The sequence below is a fragment of the Bacillus sp. MM09(2025) genome, from assembly GCF_050496725.1.
Lineage (GTDB): Bacteria > Bacillota > Bacilli > Bacillales > Bacillaceae > Bacillus > Bacillus pumilus.
In genome coordinates this window covers 827,631-843,862 of record NZ_JBNWEN010000004.1, presented here as the reverse complement: position 1 = coordinate 843,862, position 16,232 = coordinate 827,631, and the positions used below count along the sequence as shown (strand labels likewise).

Annotated in this window: 10 protein-coding genes and 1 pseudogene; 9 read left to right on the top strand and 2 right to left on the bottom strand. The window is 39.7% G+C overall.

All coding sequences use genetic code 11. The annotated features are described in order from the left end of the window. The first annotated feature begins 46 nt into the window (after positions 1-46). The 5 genes from ACQYAC_RS10670 to ACQYAC_RS10650 all read left to right on the top strand — a co-directional run bounded on the left by ACQYAC_RS10670 (position 47) and on the right by ACQYAC_RS10650 (position 7,010). Positions 47-1,312 carry an ABC transporter substrate-binding protein gene (locus ACQYAC_RS10670; protein WP_339164134.1) on the top strand — a complete coding sequence of 422 codons (1,266 nt, stop codon included), beginning with the start codon at positions 47-49 and terminating at the stop codon, positions 1,310-1,312. Positions 1,313-1,373: 61 nt separating this feature from the next. Continuing rightward, entirely contained in the window at positions 1,374-2,339 is a 966-nt protein-coding gene (locus ACQYAC_RS10665) for a carbohydrate ABC transporter permease (protein WP_058013887.1), read from the top strand. After that, complete coding sequence (locus ACQYAC_RS10660; protein ID WP_050944374.1) at positions 2,336-3,157, top strand: carbohydrate ABC transporter permease; 822 nt, start codon at positions 2,336-2,338, stop codon at positions 3,155-3,157. Before ACQYAC_RS10665 ends, ACQYAC_RS10660 begins: the two co-directional genes overlap by 4 nt. Before the next feature lie 146 nt (positions 3,158-3,303). After that, on the top strand, positions 3,304-4,254 hold the full coding sequence (manA, locus tag ACQYAC_RS10655) for a mannose-6-phosphate isomerase, class I (protein ID WP_306011300.1): 951 nt from the start codon (positions 3,304-3,306) through the stop codon (positions 4,252-4,254). Positions 4,255-4,379: 125 nt separating this feature from the next. Next, on the top strand, positions 4,380-7,010 hold the full coding sequence (locus ACQYAC_RS10650; protein WP_429943263.1) for a glucosaminidase domain-containing protein: 2,631 nt from the start codon (positions 4,380-4,382) through the stop codon (positions 7,008-7,010). A 17-nt stretch (positions 7,011-7,027) separates the two neighbouring features. Here ACQYAC_RS10650 and ACQYAC_RS10645 read toward each other — a convergent pair whose 3' ends face one another. Together ACQYAC_RS10645 and ACQYAC_RS10640 are read right to left on the bottom strand one after the other, a co-directional pair. Then, positions 7,028-8,215, bottom strand: coding sequence for a CDP-glycerol glycerophosphotransferase family protein (locus tag ACQYAC_RS10645; protein WP_429943262.1), 1,188 nt, complete (start codon positions 8,213-8,215; stop codon positions 7,028-7,030). A gap of 11 nt (positions 8,216-8,226) precedes the next feature. Continuing rightward, a complete protein-coding gene (locus ACQYAC_RS10640; RefSeq protein ID WP_058013539.1) occupies positions 8,227-8,997 on the bottom strand; it encodes a WecB/TagA/CpsF family glycosyltransferase in 771 nt (256 codons plus the stop codon). A gap of 371 nt (positions 8,998-9,368) precedes the next feature. Here ACQYAC_RS10640 and tagD point away from each other — a divergent pair, with 371 nt between their 5' ends. The 4 genes and pseudogenes from tagD (at position 9,369) to ACQYAC_RS10620 (ending at position 16,182) form a co-directional block, all read left to right on the top strand. Beyond that, positions 9,369-9,758: a glycerol-3-phosphate cytidylyltransferase gene (gene tagD, locus ACQYAC_RS10635; RefSeq protein ID WP_008343212.1), complete on the top strand. Its 390-nt coding sequence runs from the start codon at positions 9,369-9,371 to the stop codon at positions 9,756-9,758. A 97-nt stretch (positions 9,759-9,855) separates the two neighbouring features. Further along, positions 9,856-11,322, top strand: a complete 1,467-nt coding sequence (locus ACQYAC_RS10630; RefSeq protein WP_429943261.1) for an alpha-glucosyltransferase N-terminal domain-containing protein — start codon at positions 9,856-9,858, stop codon at positions 11,320-11,322. A 48-nt stretch (positions 11,323-11,370) separates the two neighbouring features. Then, positions 11,371-13,633 (top strand): annotated as a pseudogene (locus tag ACQYAC_RS10625) (CDP-glycerol glycerophosphotransferase family protein). A 182-nt stretch (positions 13,634-13,815) separates the two neighbouring features. Continuing rightward, positions 13,816-16,182, top strand: coding sequence for a CDP-glycerol glycerophosphotransferase family protein (locus tag ACQYAC_RS10620; RefSeq protein ID WP_339164114.1), 2,367 nt, complete (start codon positions 13,816-13,818; stop codon positions 16,180-16,182). Positions 16,183-16,232: the final 50 nt, after the last annotated feature.

Below are 16,232 nucleotides of genomic sequence, written 5' to 3'. Positions count from 1 at the left end.
ATACTTATTATGATAACGCTTACAAAATAGGGATGGGGGATCAATCATGAAGGTTAAATTAGGCTTTACGCTGTTAGTTCTCTGTATGCTTATCGTCACTGCCTGTAGTTCATCGACGAGCTCAGATGCAAAAAAAGAGGGCGGAGCAGAGAAGCTCGACATTTTTTCTTGGTGGACTGGAGCAGGTGAGGAGGACGGACTGAAAGCACTCATTCAATTGTTTGAAGAGAAAAATAAAGATATTCCAATTGAAAATGCAGCTGTCGCAGGTGGTGCTGGTACAAATGCAAAGGCTGTTCTGACTAGCCGGATGCAAGGAAATGACCCGCCAGCTACATTCCAAGTACATGGCGGAGCGGAGCTGAATGAGAGCTGGGTCGCAGCAGGTAAAATGGAGCCGCTGGATGATCTATATGAAAAGGAAGGCTGGAAAGACAAATTTCCGGAATCACTCATCGACCTTGTCAGCAAAGATGGGAAAATCTATTCAGTACCGGTGAATATTCACAGAGGCAATGTGCTTTGGTATAACAAGAAGGTATTTGATGATGCAGGTTTAGAGCCACCAACGACCTTTGATGAATTTTTCAAGACAGCAGATGCTTTAAAGAAAAAAGGCATTACACCTCTTGCGCTTGGGGATAAAGAGCCTTGGGCAGCAACACATTTGTTTGAGAGTGTACTGCTCGGCGTTTTAGGCGCTGATGGATATCAAAAACTTTGGGCTGGAGACATGAAAATGGATGACGCAAAAGTGAAGGAAGCGGCAGACATCTTTGGACGTATGCTTGAATATGTCAATGATGACCACAGCTCACGTAACTGGCAGGATGCCTCGCAGCTCGTAGCAAAAGGGGAAGCTGCAATGAACGTCATGGGCGACTGGGCGAAGGGGTACTTTGTGAATGATCTGGATCTGAAGGTGAATAAAGACTTTGGATACGTGGCGACTCCTGAAACAGAGGGAAGCTTTATGGTGATCACCGATACATTTGGACTGCCAAAGGGCGTGAAACAGCCAGAAAACGTGAAGAAATTCTTATCTGTCTTAGGATCTGTGGAAGGACAGGATGCATTTAACCCGCTGAAGGGATCGATTCCGGCACGTGTGGATGCAGATATGTCTAAATATGATGAATACGGAAAATCGGCGATGAAGGCATTTAAAGACTCAAAGCTGGCGCCGTCTCTCGCGCATGGTTCAGCTGCTGAAGAAGGGTTTGTGACAAAAGCGAATCAAGCCGTCAATATCTTCGTCACACAAAAAGACAGCAGCCAGTTTGTTTCATCTTTAAAAGATTCAATGAAATAAAGACGAGGAGGCGGCGACTAAGCACCGCCTCTTTTTTAAAAAGGAGTGTAGCTTCATGCGCATGGATACATCGCCGATCACAAAAGCATCAACACCCAAAGTCAAACGTGTTCGGAAAAAATGGAGTGGGGATCAGCTGCTTGCGCTTCTATTTTTAGCCCCGTCAGCTGTGTTATTATTCATCTTTGTTTACGGCTTTATTGGCTGGACAGGGTATGTGTCATTATCAAATTGGACCTCGCTTGTTCCTGATTTCTCTTTCGCAGGGCTTCAAAACTATATGATGCTGTTTCAAGATTTCCGCTTTCAGTCAGATCTTCGGAACACGGTCTTTTTTACTCTATTCTTTATTGGAGCCGTTATTGCCTCTGGGCTTGCACTTGCGATTTTACTAGATCAAAAGATCAAGGGTGAATCTCTATTTCGGAATTTATTTTTCTTTCCAATGGCCCTTTCCTTCGTTGTGACAGGGGTCGTCTGGCAATGGATTTTAAACCCGTCCACTGGGGTGAATCTGTTTTTAAAGACGCTTGGTATCCAGCCTAAGTGGTACACGGATACGAATATTTTAGCTGGATTTGTCTGGGGGAAAATTGAGTTTGGTGTCCCTGCGGCAATCATTGCAGTCGTAATTGCAGCTGTTTGGCAGATGACTGGATTTTCTCTAGCGATGTATTTGGCGGGTTTGAGAGGCATTCCAGAGGAAGTAAGAGAGGCTGCTAGAATGGATGGCGCAACCGAATGGCAGATTTACCGGAAGATTATTTTTCCTTTATTAAAACCGATAACTGCAAGTGTCATTATCATCATGGCTCATATTTCATTAAAGATTTTCGATTTGATTTACTCGATGACAGGACCGGGTGCAAACTTTGTCACAGATGTTCCGGGCGTGTACATGTTTGAAATGACCTTTAGAGGAAACCATTATGCGGGCGGTGCCGCTATCGCGATTGTGATGCTGATCTCAGTTGCGGTCTTTATTGTGCCATATCTCCTGTCGAGCCGGAAGGGGGCGTCATCATGACAGCTAGATGGTTTGTCCGTCCAGTTCTTTATGCTTTATTGATTTTGTGCAGTCTCTTTTTTCTCATGCCAGTTTATGTCATGCTTGTCACAAGTTTGAAGCCATTAGGTGAAGTAACCCTTGAGAAAATGTGGGCACTGCCGTCAACACTTGATTTTTCAAGCTATCAAATCGCATTTGAAAAGCTAGCGCCCAATTTAATGAATTCTCTTTATCTAGTCATTCCGGCTACCTTATTGTCTGCTGTCTTAGGGGCGATGAATGGCTATGTCCTATCAAAATGGCGTTTCAAAGGATCAGAAGTAGTCTTTACTCTAATGCTGTTTGGGATGTTTATTCCATATCAAAGTATCCTCATCCCACTCATTCAATTTTTGCGTGAAGTCGGATTATACAATTCGATTCCGGGTTTGGTACTAGTCCATGTCGTATATGGACTTCCAATCACAACACTCATGTTTCGAAACTTCTATGTGAGCATTCCTGATGAAATGATTGAATCGGCAAAAATGGACGGCGCAGGGTTTATCGGGATTTTCAGACATATGATTCTTCCGCTTTCGATCACAGGATTTGTGGTGGTCGCGATTTGGCAGTTCACAAATGTGTGGAATGAGTTCTTATTTGCAGTCACGATGACCACTGCAGAGCATCAGCCGGTGATGGTTGCCTTGCAAAATCTATCAGGCAGTCAAATTGTGCAATGGAACGTCCAAATGGCAGGGGCAATATTGGCCGCGCTGCCGACACTTTTGGTCTATATACTGCTTGGGAAATACTTTGTCAAAGGGCTTCTCGCAGGCTCTGTCAAAGGATGAAATCTTTTCGTGTTATCGTTTTCATTTGGTGTACTGAAAGGATTGACTTCTCTTTAGATAGCGTCATAATAAAAGTTGAGACTTACTAGTTTTCATCAAGCCTTACAAGGATTATCAAAGGGTAGCAAAGGGAGGAGTCATCCTGAATGAAGCAGTCACCAATTTTTTTACTGCCTGAATTGAAGGAGAGAATATGGGGAGGTACAGCCTTAAGAGATCAATTTGGCTATGATATTCCTTCTGATCAAACGGGAGAATGCTGGGCAATTTCTGCTCATCCAAACGGACCAAGTATCGTGCAAGACGGTCCATATAAAGGGAAAACGCTGATCGAACTATGGGACAATCACAGAGAATTGTTCGGGGGAATAGAAGGCGATCGATTCCCGCTGTTAACTAAAATTTTAGATGCAAACCAGGACTTGTCCGTTCAAGTTCATCCAGATGATGATTACGCGGAAAGACATGAAAATGGCGAGCTTGGAAAAACAGAGTGCTGGTATATCATTGACTGCAAAGAAGGAGCAGAAATGATCTATGGGCACAGCGCAAGAACAAGAACTGAGCTTGTGACCATGATGAACAGTGGAGATTGGGAAGGGCTTTTGCGTCGTGTGAAGATTAAGCCTGGTGATTTTTATTATGTGCCAAGCGGTACCATTCATGCGCTTTGCGAAGGAACGCTTGTCCTCGAAACGCAGCAAAGCTCAGATACCACCTATCGGGTATATGATTATGAACGAAAAGATCAGAATGGCCATGAACGTGAACTTCATTTTGCGCAAGCCATTGATGTCACAACGGTCCCCCATGTAGATGGTTATGCAGATGAATCAGTTGAAACACGCCGTGGGCTGACCATTCGAACTTTTGTTGAAGCAGAGTATTTCTCAGTGTATAAATGGGAAATTGATCAAGCAGTAGAGCTTTCGCAAGATTATCCGTTTTTGCTGTGCAGTGTAATTAGCGGGGAAGGGGCTCTAACGCATGATGGGCATACATATCCACTGCCTAAAGGAGCTCATTTTATCCTGCCGGCTGAAACAGGGAACTTCTCAATTGAAGGAACTTGTGAACTGATTGTATCGCATATATAAAGGAAAAGAGGACTTCGAAGGGGTCCTCTATTTTTCTATTGCATAAATGACTTGAAAGAGTACTTGTTTTTGTCGATAAAGAGATTAGTAGACGATTATGCAAAGTTAAGAGAGGGACAGTGAACGTGAAAAAAACCATCAAGATTATGTTACTCGCAGCTGCCTTTGGTATGACAGTACAGGCGGGCAATGAAGCGCAAGCAGCCTCCTATGTCGATCAATCCATTTATACGATGAACACCTCAAAAGTATTTACAACAGAGTCAGAAGTGAAAAAAGCAGTGGAAACATTGAAGAAGGACAAAAAGTGGACAGCCACTTATCAAACCTCAGGAAACACGTCGACCTATCAGCTCACTGCCTCAGGATATGAGTCACAAGCAGCAGCGAGTGCAAGTGCAGCTGCATTAAAAAAAGAGACGGGCATGAGCGGTACGGTGTCTCCAGTAGGTGACCGCCTTCCATTACAAAAGGTCGTATCTGACCCCGTCAATGATGAAGCTCAGGCGAAAAAGCTCTCACTCGAGCTAACGAAAACCTCAGGACTCAATAGCACCTACGAAGTGATCAATCAAAGCAGACCTTCCTATCAGGTCATTTCAGGAACCATTGATTCTGAAACGAAAGTCAAAAATATTCAAACCGAATTACAAAAGCAGGCCGGTGTCACTAGTACATACCAAACTGAAAACAAAGCAGGCACTGTGTATCAGCTGATTTCAGGCGGTATCGTTGGGCAAAGTAAGGCGAATACGATCTTGCAAGGCTTTCAAAAAGAGTCTGGTTTAAAAGCGGTGCTTCAAACGGTGACAGCAGGCAAGCCATATTACATCGTCACATCAGCTGCACAAGCGAACCAGTCAAAAGCACAGACGCTTCTTACCCAGCTTCAAAGAGAAGCAAAGATCAGCGGGAAGATTCAAAAGACAGGCGCTTTAAAAAATGTTTATCGCTTGGAATCAGGCTATTTCAAAGACAACAAACAGGCATCCTCAGCTGCGGCCCAGATTAAGAAACAAACCGGCGCTACAGGGACTGTACAGCGAGTGGGAAAAACAAAAAATTATATCGTGAAGCTCAATCAACTGAACGATACAGCATACGGAAAAACGGTGGCCTTTTTCAAGAAAAAGAAATGGCGCTACACATCGCAAAAGATCTCTTCTACTCAGCCATATCAAGTAGTGACTGGAAACCTTTTAGGAGTTGACCAAGCGAAAAAAGCAGCAGCTTTCTTCCAAAGGAAAAAGGTATCAGCAACAACGAAAAAAACAGGTAAAGCATCTGACAGCACGTATCGACTTGTCGTCAATCAATCGGCGGAGCAAGCCAAAATCAATAAAGGTGCCGCATATTTAAAAACGCAGAAGGTGACAAGCAGCATTACAACTGGTAAGGGCCAAGCTGTCAGCAAAACGTATAGTCTCAAGACAACACCTGTATATGAGCAAAATAAAGTCAAGCAGGCTCAAGAGATTATCAAGAAAAATGGCGTTGCCAGCAGTACAAAAACGTTGACTGAAGCGGTTAAACAATACCGGATCACAACAGAGCCGACGGTGAATCAGACAAAACTGAATCAAGCGTTAAGTTATTTAACGAAACAAAAAATGAAAGCAGCTGCTCAAAAAACAGGTGCAGCTGATTATGGTCAATATCAGATCAAAACAGGTGCCATCTCAACAACTGCATTGCGCGATCAAGGTATGGCATTTTTCAAAAACCGGAATGAACCAGCAGCCTATCAAACAACAACGAAACCAACCTACAAAATCAACATTACGCAGCAATTCACAGGGTTACCAACTGTAAATGCAGCCATTGCTTTTGTGAAAAGTCAATATGGCTGGACAGCTACAGCCGTAAAAATCAAAAATGGCCCAATGGTCATGCAAACGAACTACAACCTTACTGTCAATGAGATGGTCAACAAACAAATGAAGGTATCACCACAGACAGATGGTGCGGCTTATGTCTATGCACCATATGTAGACCAAGCAACATCAACAGTGAATACGGACGGCTTAAATGTCCGTTCGACACCAGATTCGAGCTCTGCAAGCAACATCGTGGCGCAGCTGAACAAAGGAGCAAAAGTGAAACAGCTTGGGAAAGAAGGAAACTGGATCAAGATCAGCCTTGGCTGGAGAAATGCAAGTGCAGCAGAGGTGCAAAAATATGTAGACCCAGCTAATATTGCAGAAGGCACGCAATCTTATTTTCAATTCCTGAAACTCTCTGAAGCTGCGAATCTCAATCCTGCAGAAGTCAATTCAAAGATTCTAGCAGGCAAAGGGATTCTTGCAGGTAAAGGACAAGCCTTTATTACGGCAGCGAAAACGTATCATATCAACGAAATTTATCTTATTTCTCATGCGCTGCTTGAAACGGGTAACGGAAGTTCCATTTTAGCGAATGGTACAATGTTTAATGGAAAGAAAGTATATAACATGTATGGCATTGGCGCATATGACAGCAATCCGAACTATCTTGGTGCAAAGTATGCGTATGAACAGCAATGGTTCACGCCAGAGGCTGCCATTATTGGCGGAGCAAAATTCATTGGCAACAGCTATATCAATCATGCCACATACAAGCAAGATACAATTTATAAAATGCGCTGGTCTAGTGCAGCGACTCATCAATATGCAACAGATATTGGCTGGGCTTATAAACAAGTCACTCGTATGTATAGTTTGTATAACCTGCTTGATGACTATACGCTCTATTACGATATCCCGGTGTATAACAAATAAAAAAACGTCCGTGCTTCCTATTGAGAAGCCGGACGTTTTTTGTGTAAGAGCTGTTGTTCAATAAAGGATAAGAGCTGCTCACTGGACCTTCCCTTTGAATATTGATTCCATTCCTCGGCGAAGGTTTTGATTTGGTCTTGATCATCTGATTCGGTTAGTTGAAGCAACTCCATCAAGAGCATGTCTTGAGTGATACAAGCTTTCCCAGGAATGATGTCCTCATATCGATCGACTAAACCGCGCTTCTTGCGATAAGTGTCTAAGTCATAAGTGAAGAACAAAACAGGCTTTTCAAGCAGTGCATATTCAAACACGATCGACGAGTAATCTGTGATCAGTACATCGCATGCGCAAAGCAATGGATAAAGCGGCTGATCGGATACATCAAATATCCATTCATCGTCTGTTTCCGCCTTCGCTAAATGTTTGACCGCAGGATGAAGCTTGACGAGCAGAATATAATCACCGTTTAGCTCTGTTTGCAATTGTTCTTTTGAAAAAGGCAGGACAAGACCGCCCATTGCAAAGTCTCGATAGGTCGGTGCATAAAGCAGGATCTTTTTCCCTTTAGGAAAATCATTCGGCTTCAAGGAAGGCTGATGCTGTTCATAGTACACATCCGTCATCGGTACACCTGTTGGTAAAAAACGTTCATCATTCACCCCAAACGAAGATTTAAAAATCTCGCGCATATGATCTGAGCCTGTAACGATATAATCGAAAGACGCATAGACTCGTTTGAACCGTTTAATATCACGAGGACTTCGTTCCGAATTTGAAGCATCTTCAAGCCCGAACTTTTTCAACGCCCCATTGGCATGCCATACTTGAATACAGGTGGTAGAAGGACGTTTTCTGAGTACACTTGTCATGAGAAAGTAATTATCTGTCACGACAACCTTGCTTTTAAACATCGTATAAATACATTGAATGAGATGGAGAGGATTTTTTTCATGAAAATAGCGAAATGACAGATGAGACTCGTCCTTTTCTATCGCAGAAGCATGCTTCGTATAGAGGACAGTAAGCTTCATCGTCATGTTCGCCTGTTGTTGATAAGTATCAATAAGAGCAGCTGTATTCTCTTGAAATGAAACAAGCAGCGTCACCTGGTTTTCCCGTGGTTTCACGCCGCTCATCAGCCATCCAATGAAAGAAATGAAAGCTGCATAGCATGAAATGATCATTGAGCGTATATTCATCATTGGTCAGTCTCTCACAGCTGTTTCGTCTGATCCTTTGCTTGCTCAGGATAGTAACGTTTTTTCCCTTTGTTTTCTTTCAATACGGCAAAAGCGTATTTAGGAATATTCAGCATTCGTTTCCATCTCCATGGATTCACAATAAGTCGGTACAGCCATTCTGTATTTGTTTTAATCATCCATCGTGGTGCGCGCTTCACCGTTCCGCTAAATACATCAAAGCTTCCGCCTAAACCGATGCAAACAGCCTGCGGGAATAAATGACGGTATTCATAAATAAAGTTCTCTTGATTTGGATAACCTAAAGCAACGAACACCATATCTGCTTTCGAGCGAGCGATTTGTTTTGCTACGAAACGTTTATCTGCTTGATAACCGTCACAGCTGCCTGCGATGACCACATTTGGATATTCCGTATCAATTCGCTGTTTAACAGCCTCAAGCACTTCTTTTTTCGCCCCATATAAAAAGATACTTTTAGACTGCTTGTTTGCTAGATCAAGCATAGACATGAAGACATCAAAGCCAGCAATTCTTGACTTCAGCGGACTTTGTGTCAAACGTGACATCAAGACGACGCCTACACCATCCGGCAGAACATAATCCGCAGAGGAGACAACTTGATGGTACGCGTGATCCTTCATAACAGCATAGCCAATCTCTGGATTGACAGTCGCAATCATGGCGCCTCTTCTTTGAGAAATATGATGGTGATTCATATAGCTAATAAATTCATCTAGGTCGCCGTTTACATAAGAAAGGTTAGAGACCACTTCTGTTTGCATTGTTTAGACCTCCTTTTTCATCTTGTTATCTATGAACGTTCATTGTAAATTCGTTTTTCGTCTACACATCATTTTATCACAGATGCTCCATGAAATATTAACAATAACTTTACAAACCTTTAAATTTCATGACATTTTCATCAATTCATAAGGAGGATGCTGCAAGAAACATTGATTCTTCGGACTTTCCCTTCTCCGCCCAATAAATTGGAAATAGTTTGTCTTTACATCTGCTTAACGTTTGATAGGCGCTGTGATATAATGAGGTTCCGAAGAGCGAAAAAATACGAACGATGATCATAGGATTACGGATAAACATTACTGCATGAAAGCAGTTGAATAAGGAATGAAGAAAGGAGTTCATGTTTGCAATGAAGAAAGTTATTACTTACGGTACATTTGATTTATTACACTGGGGGCACATTAAGCTGCTCGAACGTGCAAAGCAGCTTGGAGATTACTTAGTGGTGGCCATATCGACGGATGAGTTTAATTTGCAAAAATCAAAAAAGGCTTATCACAGCTACGAGCATCGAAAGCTGATTCTTGAAACGATTCGTTATGTAGACGAAGTCATTCCAGAAAACAGCTGGGATCAAAAAGTCCGTGACGTGCAAGAGCACGATATTGATGTGTTTGTCATGGGAGATGACTGGGAAGGTAAATTCGATTTCTTGAAAGAGCATTGCGAAGTCGTGTACTTGAAAAGAACAGAAGGCATCTCAACAACACAAATTAAGGAAGAAATTGCTGGACTTTAATAGATCGAAAAAAAGTACTTCTTATCTTTTGGTGAGAAGTACTTTTTCATGTAAAATACAATGAGCAAGTTATCATTATTTTTAAGGAGAGCTTCCTTTGTTTCAAAATTGGATGAAGAAAAAAGTTGAACACACATTGGATCAACCTGAACAACATGAAACAATGACATCAGTTGACATGCCTGATATGGACTACTACTTTATCATGGGTGATGTACCAAAACAGGATGAGCCCTTAACAAAGTCTTTAAAAGCGAGATTAAAGCCATTGGCTGACAAACATAAACGTAATGCCATTTTAACTTTGAATTATGATGCAAATGTGAAAGAACATATTCATAGCTTGGAGGAGACCTTTCTTCACCAAGTTGACATCTTGAATGTATTTGAGCACTATATTCTACCGGAAAGTGGAAGTAAAAGGCGTTACTCGGAATTTATCATTGATACAACTTTTCAATCGATCAATGAAGCAGTGATGCCAGCAGAAGAATCAACAGTGAAGGTGACGAGATATGAACTGCCATCTTCCCCTATTTGTTTTATTGATCAATATAATAAAGAGCAGCAATTAGTAAAGAGGGAAGAGTACAATTGGCAGGGCGTTTTGTGCAGAGTACAAAGCTTTGTTCCTCATACAGGTGCTCTATACTTGGAAGAACTAATCAATGACGATGGCAATATCTATATGGAGATCATCTACCCTGGAGATACAAAAAAGAATCCAGTCCGGCATATTAATTGGTATAAAAAAACAGGAATTCAAACTTTTACAAAGAAGACGGATATAAAGCAACTATGGTTATCTAGTATTCAAACACAAAATGACCGTTTGAAACTGATGATTACAGAAGACCGGGATCAAGACCGTCATCTGTTTAAAGTCGAACAGCCCGAAACAACGTATTATGCTGCATTTGTACATGACGCACATTATGAAGAAGATCCGCATCAACTCTATTCTCATTACGGAGAATTATTTAAACAAATAAGAAAACAGCAAGTGGATGCCGTCTTCTTTGGAGATACTAAGCATAAGTTAGATGTTGAGAAGGTATTGGGAGAACAAGCCTATTTTTATCTTGTGCCATCTGATGAAATGTCTCTTTGGAATACAGCGCTTCATCAAATGCTCGAAAACCGTGAGCGTAAAGATGAACTGAGAAGGATCTTGGACCGCATGAAATGGGTTTTGCGTGATCTAAGCGCTGAACATCATGTTCTTCATCTTCAGCTTGAGCTGAAGGACGAAATGAGTCATGCGGATCATGTGCAAATTGATTTCGCAGGATATGATCGAGTAAATGGAGCTGAAATCATATCTCAAACAATCGATGAAAACCATCAAGTCAGCTTCCCAATTGGCCATTTTCAAACAAAGAAAAACATTGAAACGAATCAAACAAAATACGTTGATTTTTACATTCGTTTTAAAACAGAAGAACTTCAGGAAGTTTTGCAGCGTCTAGAAGTAGAGGAAGAGCTGCTCACCAATAAACCGTCGTCAATCGATGGATGGTCGTATCAAACGAAACAAGGAAACTATTCTTGGAAAGTAAAATAATGTGACAACACAACGGTAAGATTTCTGAACAGAGGAGATTAACGATTAATGATTGAAGAGGGAATTCATAAGAAGAGTGTCGTTGAAGGGTTAAAAAATCATCATGAGAAACTAGAAATGCTTATTCGTATCGACGATGACATGCCATTAACAGATAGAGAATTTTATTTATTTATGAGGGAAAGAGTATCAAAACAAGAGCTTTTCCTGCCGCTTGTTCATCAAGAAGACAATCTATTCAAATTGGTATTGAGTGAATCATCGCTTCCGCTTGCATTAGAGCAGGGTCAGACATACAACCTGTATGTGACGGACTATTTGAGTGCAGACAAAGAAGAGGATGAGGACGAGCTTGAGGACTCGGCCTATGATTCTGATTCGGAAGAAGAGGAAGAAGAACTAAAAGAAACGGATCATGCCGAAGTAGAAGAAAAGACGTCATACTATAAACGCCGTTTAAAAATGGAAATAGAAAAACCTGAGATGACTTTTTTAGAAAATAAAGACGCCATGCTGTATATTATTCCATACCGCACAGACAAAGGAAATGCATCTTTGAAAATCAAACGTGAGCTGAAGGTTGTGAAATTCAATCATATCGAGCTCAACAAAGGATGTATGTTATCTGTGTCCGGTTATGCAGGCGTTCTAAGTGCAGAACATCCGTATGAGATCATAGAAGCAAAGCTTCTATTGAAGAAAAATGGTGAAGAACCAATTGAGCATCGTTTTCCGGTAAATATCACCCATATAAAAGATGAAGTGATCGAATACCGTGATGATCAACATGTACCACAGCTTTATCAATTTTCAGCGGAAGTTCCTTTAGAGGAATTGACCTATTCATTAAACAAACGCTTTGTATATCGCTTTTATCTTGAATTTATCTGCGATGTGAACGGAGCAGAGGAAACATTAACAACCACTTCTTTAGTGCTTGGAGATCGCTCGAACAAACTCAAAGGACTTGTCCAAATTCATAAAAGAAATGATGTACCGATTCGATATGAGGTGTATCGAAAGAAAAAAAGAACAAACGCTTGGCATCCGAATCAATGATTATACAATGAAAACACGTGCGAAGTACTACGTCAAAAGCAAGTGGAAGAAGTTCAAAAAGCAAATCGGTAAAATAAAGAAAGTTCGTAACCGCCTTGTGACAAGAACTTTCCAAACGACCTTTAAGCTGGCAAGTAAGTTGTCTGTGAAGAAGAAAACCGTTATTTTTGAAAGCTTTAATGGAAAACAATTCAGTTGTAACCCGCGTGGTATTTATGAATATATGAAAAAAAATCACCCTGAATATACGCTGATCTGGAGCGTGAAAAAAGGGCATGAAGCACCGTTTAAGGAAAAGGGAATCTACTATATCAATCGTCTGTCATTGAAATGGATTTTTGCAATGGCGAGAGCGGAGTATTGGGTTGTAAACAGCCGTTTGCCGCTATGGGTTCCAAAGCCAGATCACACAACATACTTGCAGACTTGGCATGGTACGCCGTTAAAACGACTGGCGATGGATATGGATGAGGTGCATATGCCTGGAACAAACACGAAAAAATACAAAAAGAATTTCACGAAGGAAGCGTCAAATTGGGACTACCTCATTTCTCCAAATGCTTACTCGACTGAAATCTTTACACGTGCCTTCCAATTTCAAAAGACTATGATTGAGTCAGGATATCCGAGAAATGACTTCCTTCACAATCAAAACAATGAAGAAACGATGAGAGCACTCAAACAAAAGATGAACCTGCCGCTTGATAAAAAATTGATCTTATATGCACCAACATGGAGAGACGATCAATTTTATAAAAAGGGGCAGTACAAATTTGATTTAGACCTTGATCTGCATGAGCTGAGAGCCGCTATCGGAGACGAATATATTATCATTCTGCGTATGCACTATTTAGTCGCTGAAAACTTTGATTTAGGGCCATATGAAGGCTTTGCCTATGACCTCTCTCATTACGAAGACATTAGAGACCTTTATATGATTTCTGATCTGCTCATCACTGACTACTCATCTGTGTTCTTTGATTATGCAAACCTCAAACGTCCGATGCTGTTCTATGTGCCAGACATTGAAACATATCGTGACAAGCTGAGAGGCTTCTACTTCGATTTTGAACAAGAAGCACCTGGACCTCTTGTGAAAGAAACAGCCAGCGTCATTGACTGGGTAAGAGAAACAGAACAGCCAAACTTTACATTGCCAGCTTCATTCGCGCCGTTTTATGAGAAATTCTGTTACTTAGAGAGCGGAGAGTCTTCGAAGCGTGTGGTGGAAGTAGTGTTTTCTGAAAAATAGTTTAAAAAGTACCGTTCTTCATCTTTTGAACGGTACTTTTTTGTGTTTTTTATTCCAATGTACACATATTTAAAAGTTATGGTAAAAATAAAAAAACATAGAATTTTAACAGTAAACATGCTAAATTTAGATAAGATTATCCGGTAATGTAAATTTGCTGAAAATAATATAGAGGTGCTTCAATGTACAAACTTTATCATAATTTTATAGAAATTCTTAATTTAGATGAACAAAAGTTAGTGTTATATATTGATGACATAGAGAAGTTGTGTACTTTTGAATTTAAAGAGCTAATTGTAAACGAATCAAAGAGGATTTGTGAAATTAATGTAAAGGATCAGATGATTTTTGAATCTTCAATAGATCATTCTAATGAAATGATCTATCTTTATTCTAAGGATCAGAACTTGTATATTGTCAAAGAAAGTTCTGACATTCTTCAACCAAATCAAATACATCCTATCGACATTAACAATCAATTTGAAGATATATATGTCAAACAATTAGGGTTAGACCGCTATGGCTTATATAGAGGCGAAGAGGAACTGTTATTATTCTCAGGGCTGCTGAACGTAGATGAGATCAATCGGAATTATAAAATGGATTTGAAGATTCATGGGGCAGATAGAAGATTTGTAGACATCTCCTTTATCAAATATAGTCCCTTCAACTTTGTCGTTACGTATGATTGCCAAAATAAAGAACTAAATGTAAGGAAAATTTTGTTTGATGTGATGCAGGAACATAAAGATATTGAAGTGACTGTGAATAATCGTAATCAAATCAAAATTTTAAATAAGGTGACTGAGCAAAAGAAAATCGTCAACTTTAGACTTGTTCCTAGATATCAGCCGCTCAAGGTTTTTGGTAAAGATACATTAGAGCAATTCAAAGAAGATAATATCATTAATATTTTGGTGATTAATAAACAAAGGTATTACATTTATGTAAGAACGAATGGTGTTTACTTAGTAAGAGGAAACCCTTATCTTGTTACAAAACATACATCAAGACTACGTATTTTTAGTTTGTTTAATAGCTTTTATGTTTATGGAAGACTGACACATTACGCGTATAATTCAGACCAAAAATATGAATATCTGTACATTAGAAATTCTGATTACCAAGTGGCGAAATTTATAAGACCATTTAGAAAGATCAAATTCCTAAAAAGGTATGGTTTCTTTAAAATTTCGTTAAATGATCTTGACTTAGACAGCAGAATCCATAATAACCTATTCGTTGGAAATGATAACCGGATTATCCATAGTTTAAGGCTGAAAAAAAGAGATAAAAAGGTGAAAACATATATTACGAAAAAGAATGGGGACAAGCTTCAAGTACTAAGAACAAATCTATTTGGAAATGTGACATCAACCATTATTCCTTATTCACAGGAATATTCTTTATTTAGTAAAGTAAAAATAAAAATAGCGAGTATCTTATCATCATTCTATAAAGACAAGAAGTATGGTGTGAATTTGTTTTTTGAGAAAAAGAGTGATAAAGCAGATGAATCCGCTATTAGAGTGTATGACTATGTACAAGAGAATTGTCAAACAGACTCAAGAAATTACTTTATTCTTAATAAGAAATCAACTGCTTATCCGGCACTTAAAGCTAAATATGGAAAGGGAATCATTCCGAAATATAGTCTGAGACATTATTTAAGCATCTTCAATGCCAGCTATTTTATTTCAAGTGAATTATCTAACCATGTTCTGAATGATAGGTTATATATTGATCATCTTAGAGAAAGAATTATGAGTGTTCCACTTGTCTTTTTGCAGCATGGAATAATGTTTGCGAAACCAGTTGATAATCCGATGGCCTTTGGATTCCATAAAGACAAGAACCAATATAATATTTATAAATCAGTCATCAGCTCTGAACTAGAGGCTGGTGAATTCTACAAAATGAAATATGACCGTGAGGATTTGATTTTGACAGGTCTCGCAACTTTTGATCATGCCAAATTAGTAGACGGTGCAGATAAGATCGCCTTTATGCCAACTTACCGCTATTGGGAAGAGGGACTAATATATACAAATAGAATCGAAGAAACATCTTACTATAGAGTTCTGATTAAAATCATTAAAAGCTTTGAAGAAGCAGGTCTTCTTGATCGTCTGTTAATTGTACCGCATAACAAATTTTCACAGTACGTTTATCAAAACCTGCCTCAGTATAAACATATTATTTCTGATAATCCATCGGAAGCGCTAAAAGTATCAAAGGTGTTTATCACTGATTACTCTTCTGCTATTTATGATGCACAATATAGAGGAGCATACCCTATTTTTTATTGGGAAGAAAAAGATTACTTGATTAGACAGTATAAAGCAATTCCTCCTGTAAACGAAGAAAATGCTCCAGGACCGATTGCATATAATACTCAAGAGTTGATTCGTATTGTCAAACATGCGATTGAGAATCAGTATGTTGTGGAAGATGAATATAAAGAAAAATACTTGAAAATTAACAGCTTTAACGATAATCAGAATACGAAAAGAATTACAGATTTCTTAAAAGAGCATCAAATTATCTAATGTCTTATGCCCCCTGAATCTATGATTGAAAGGATTCAGGGGTTTTTTGT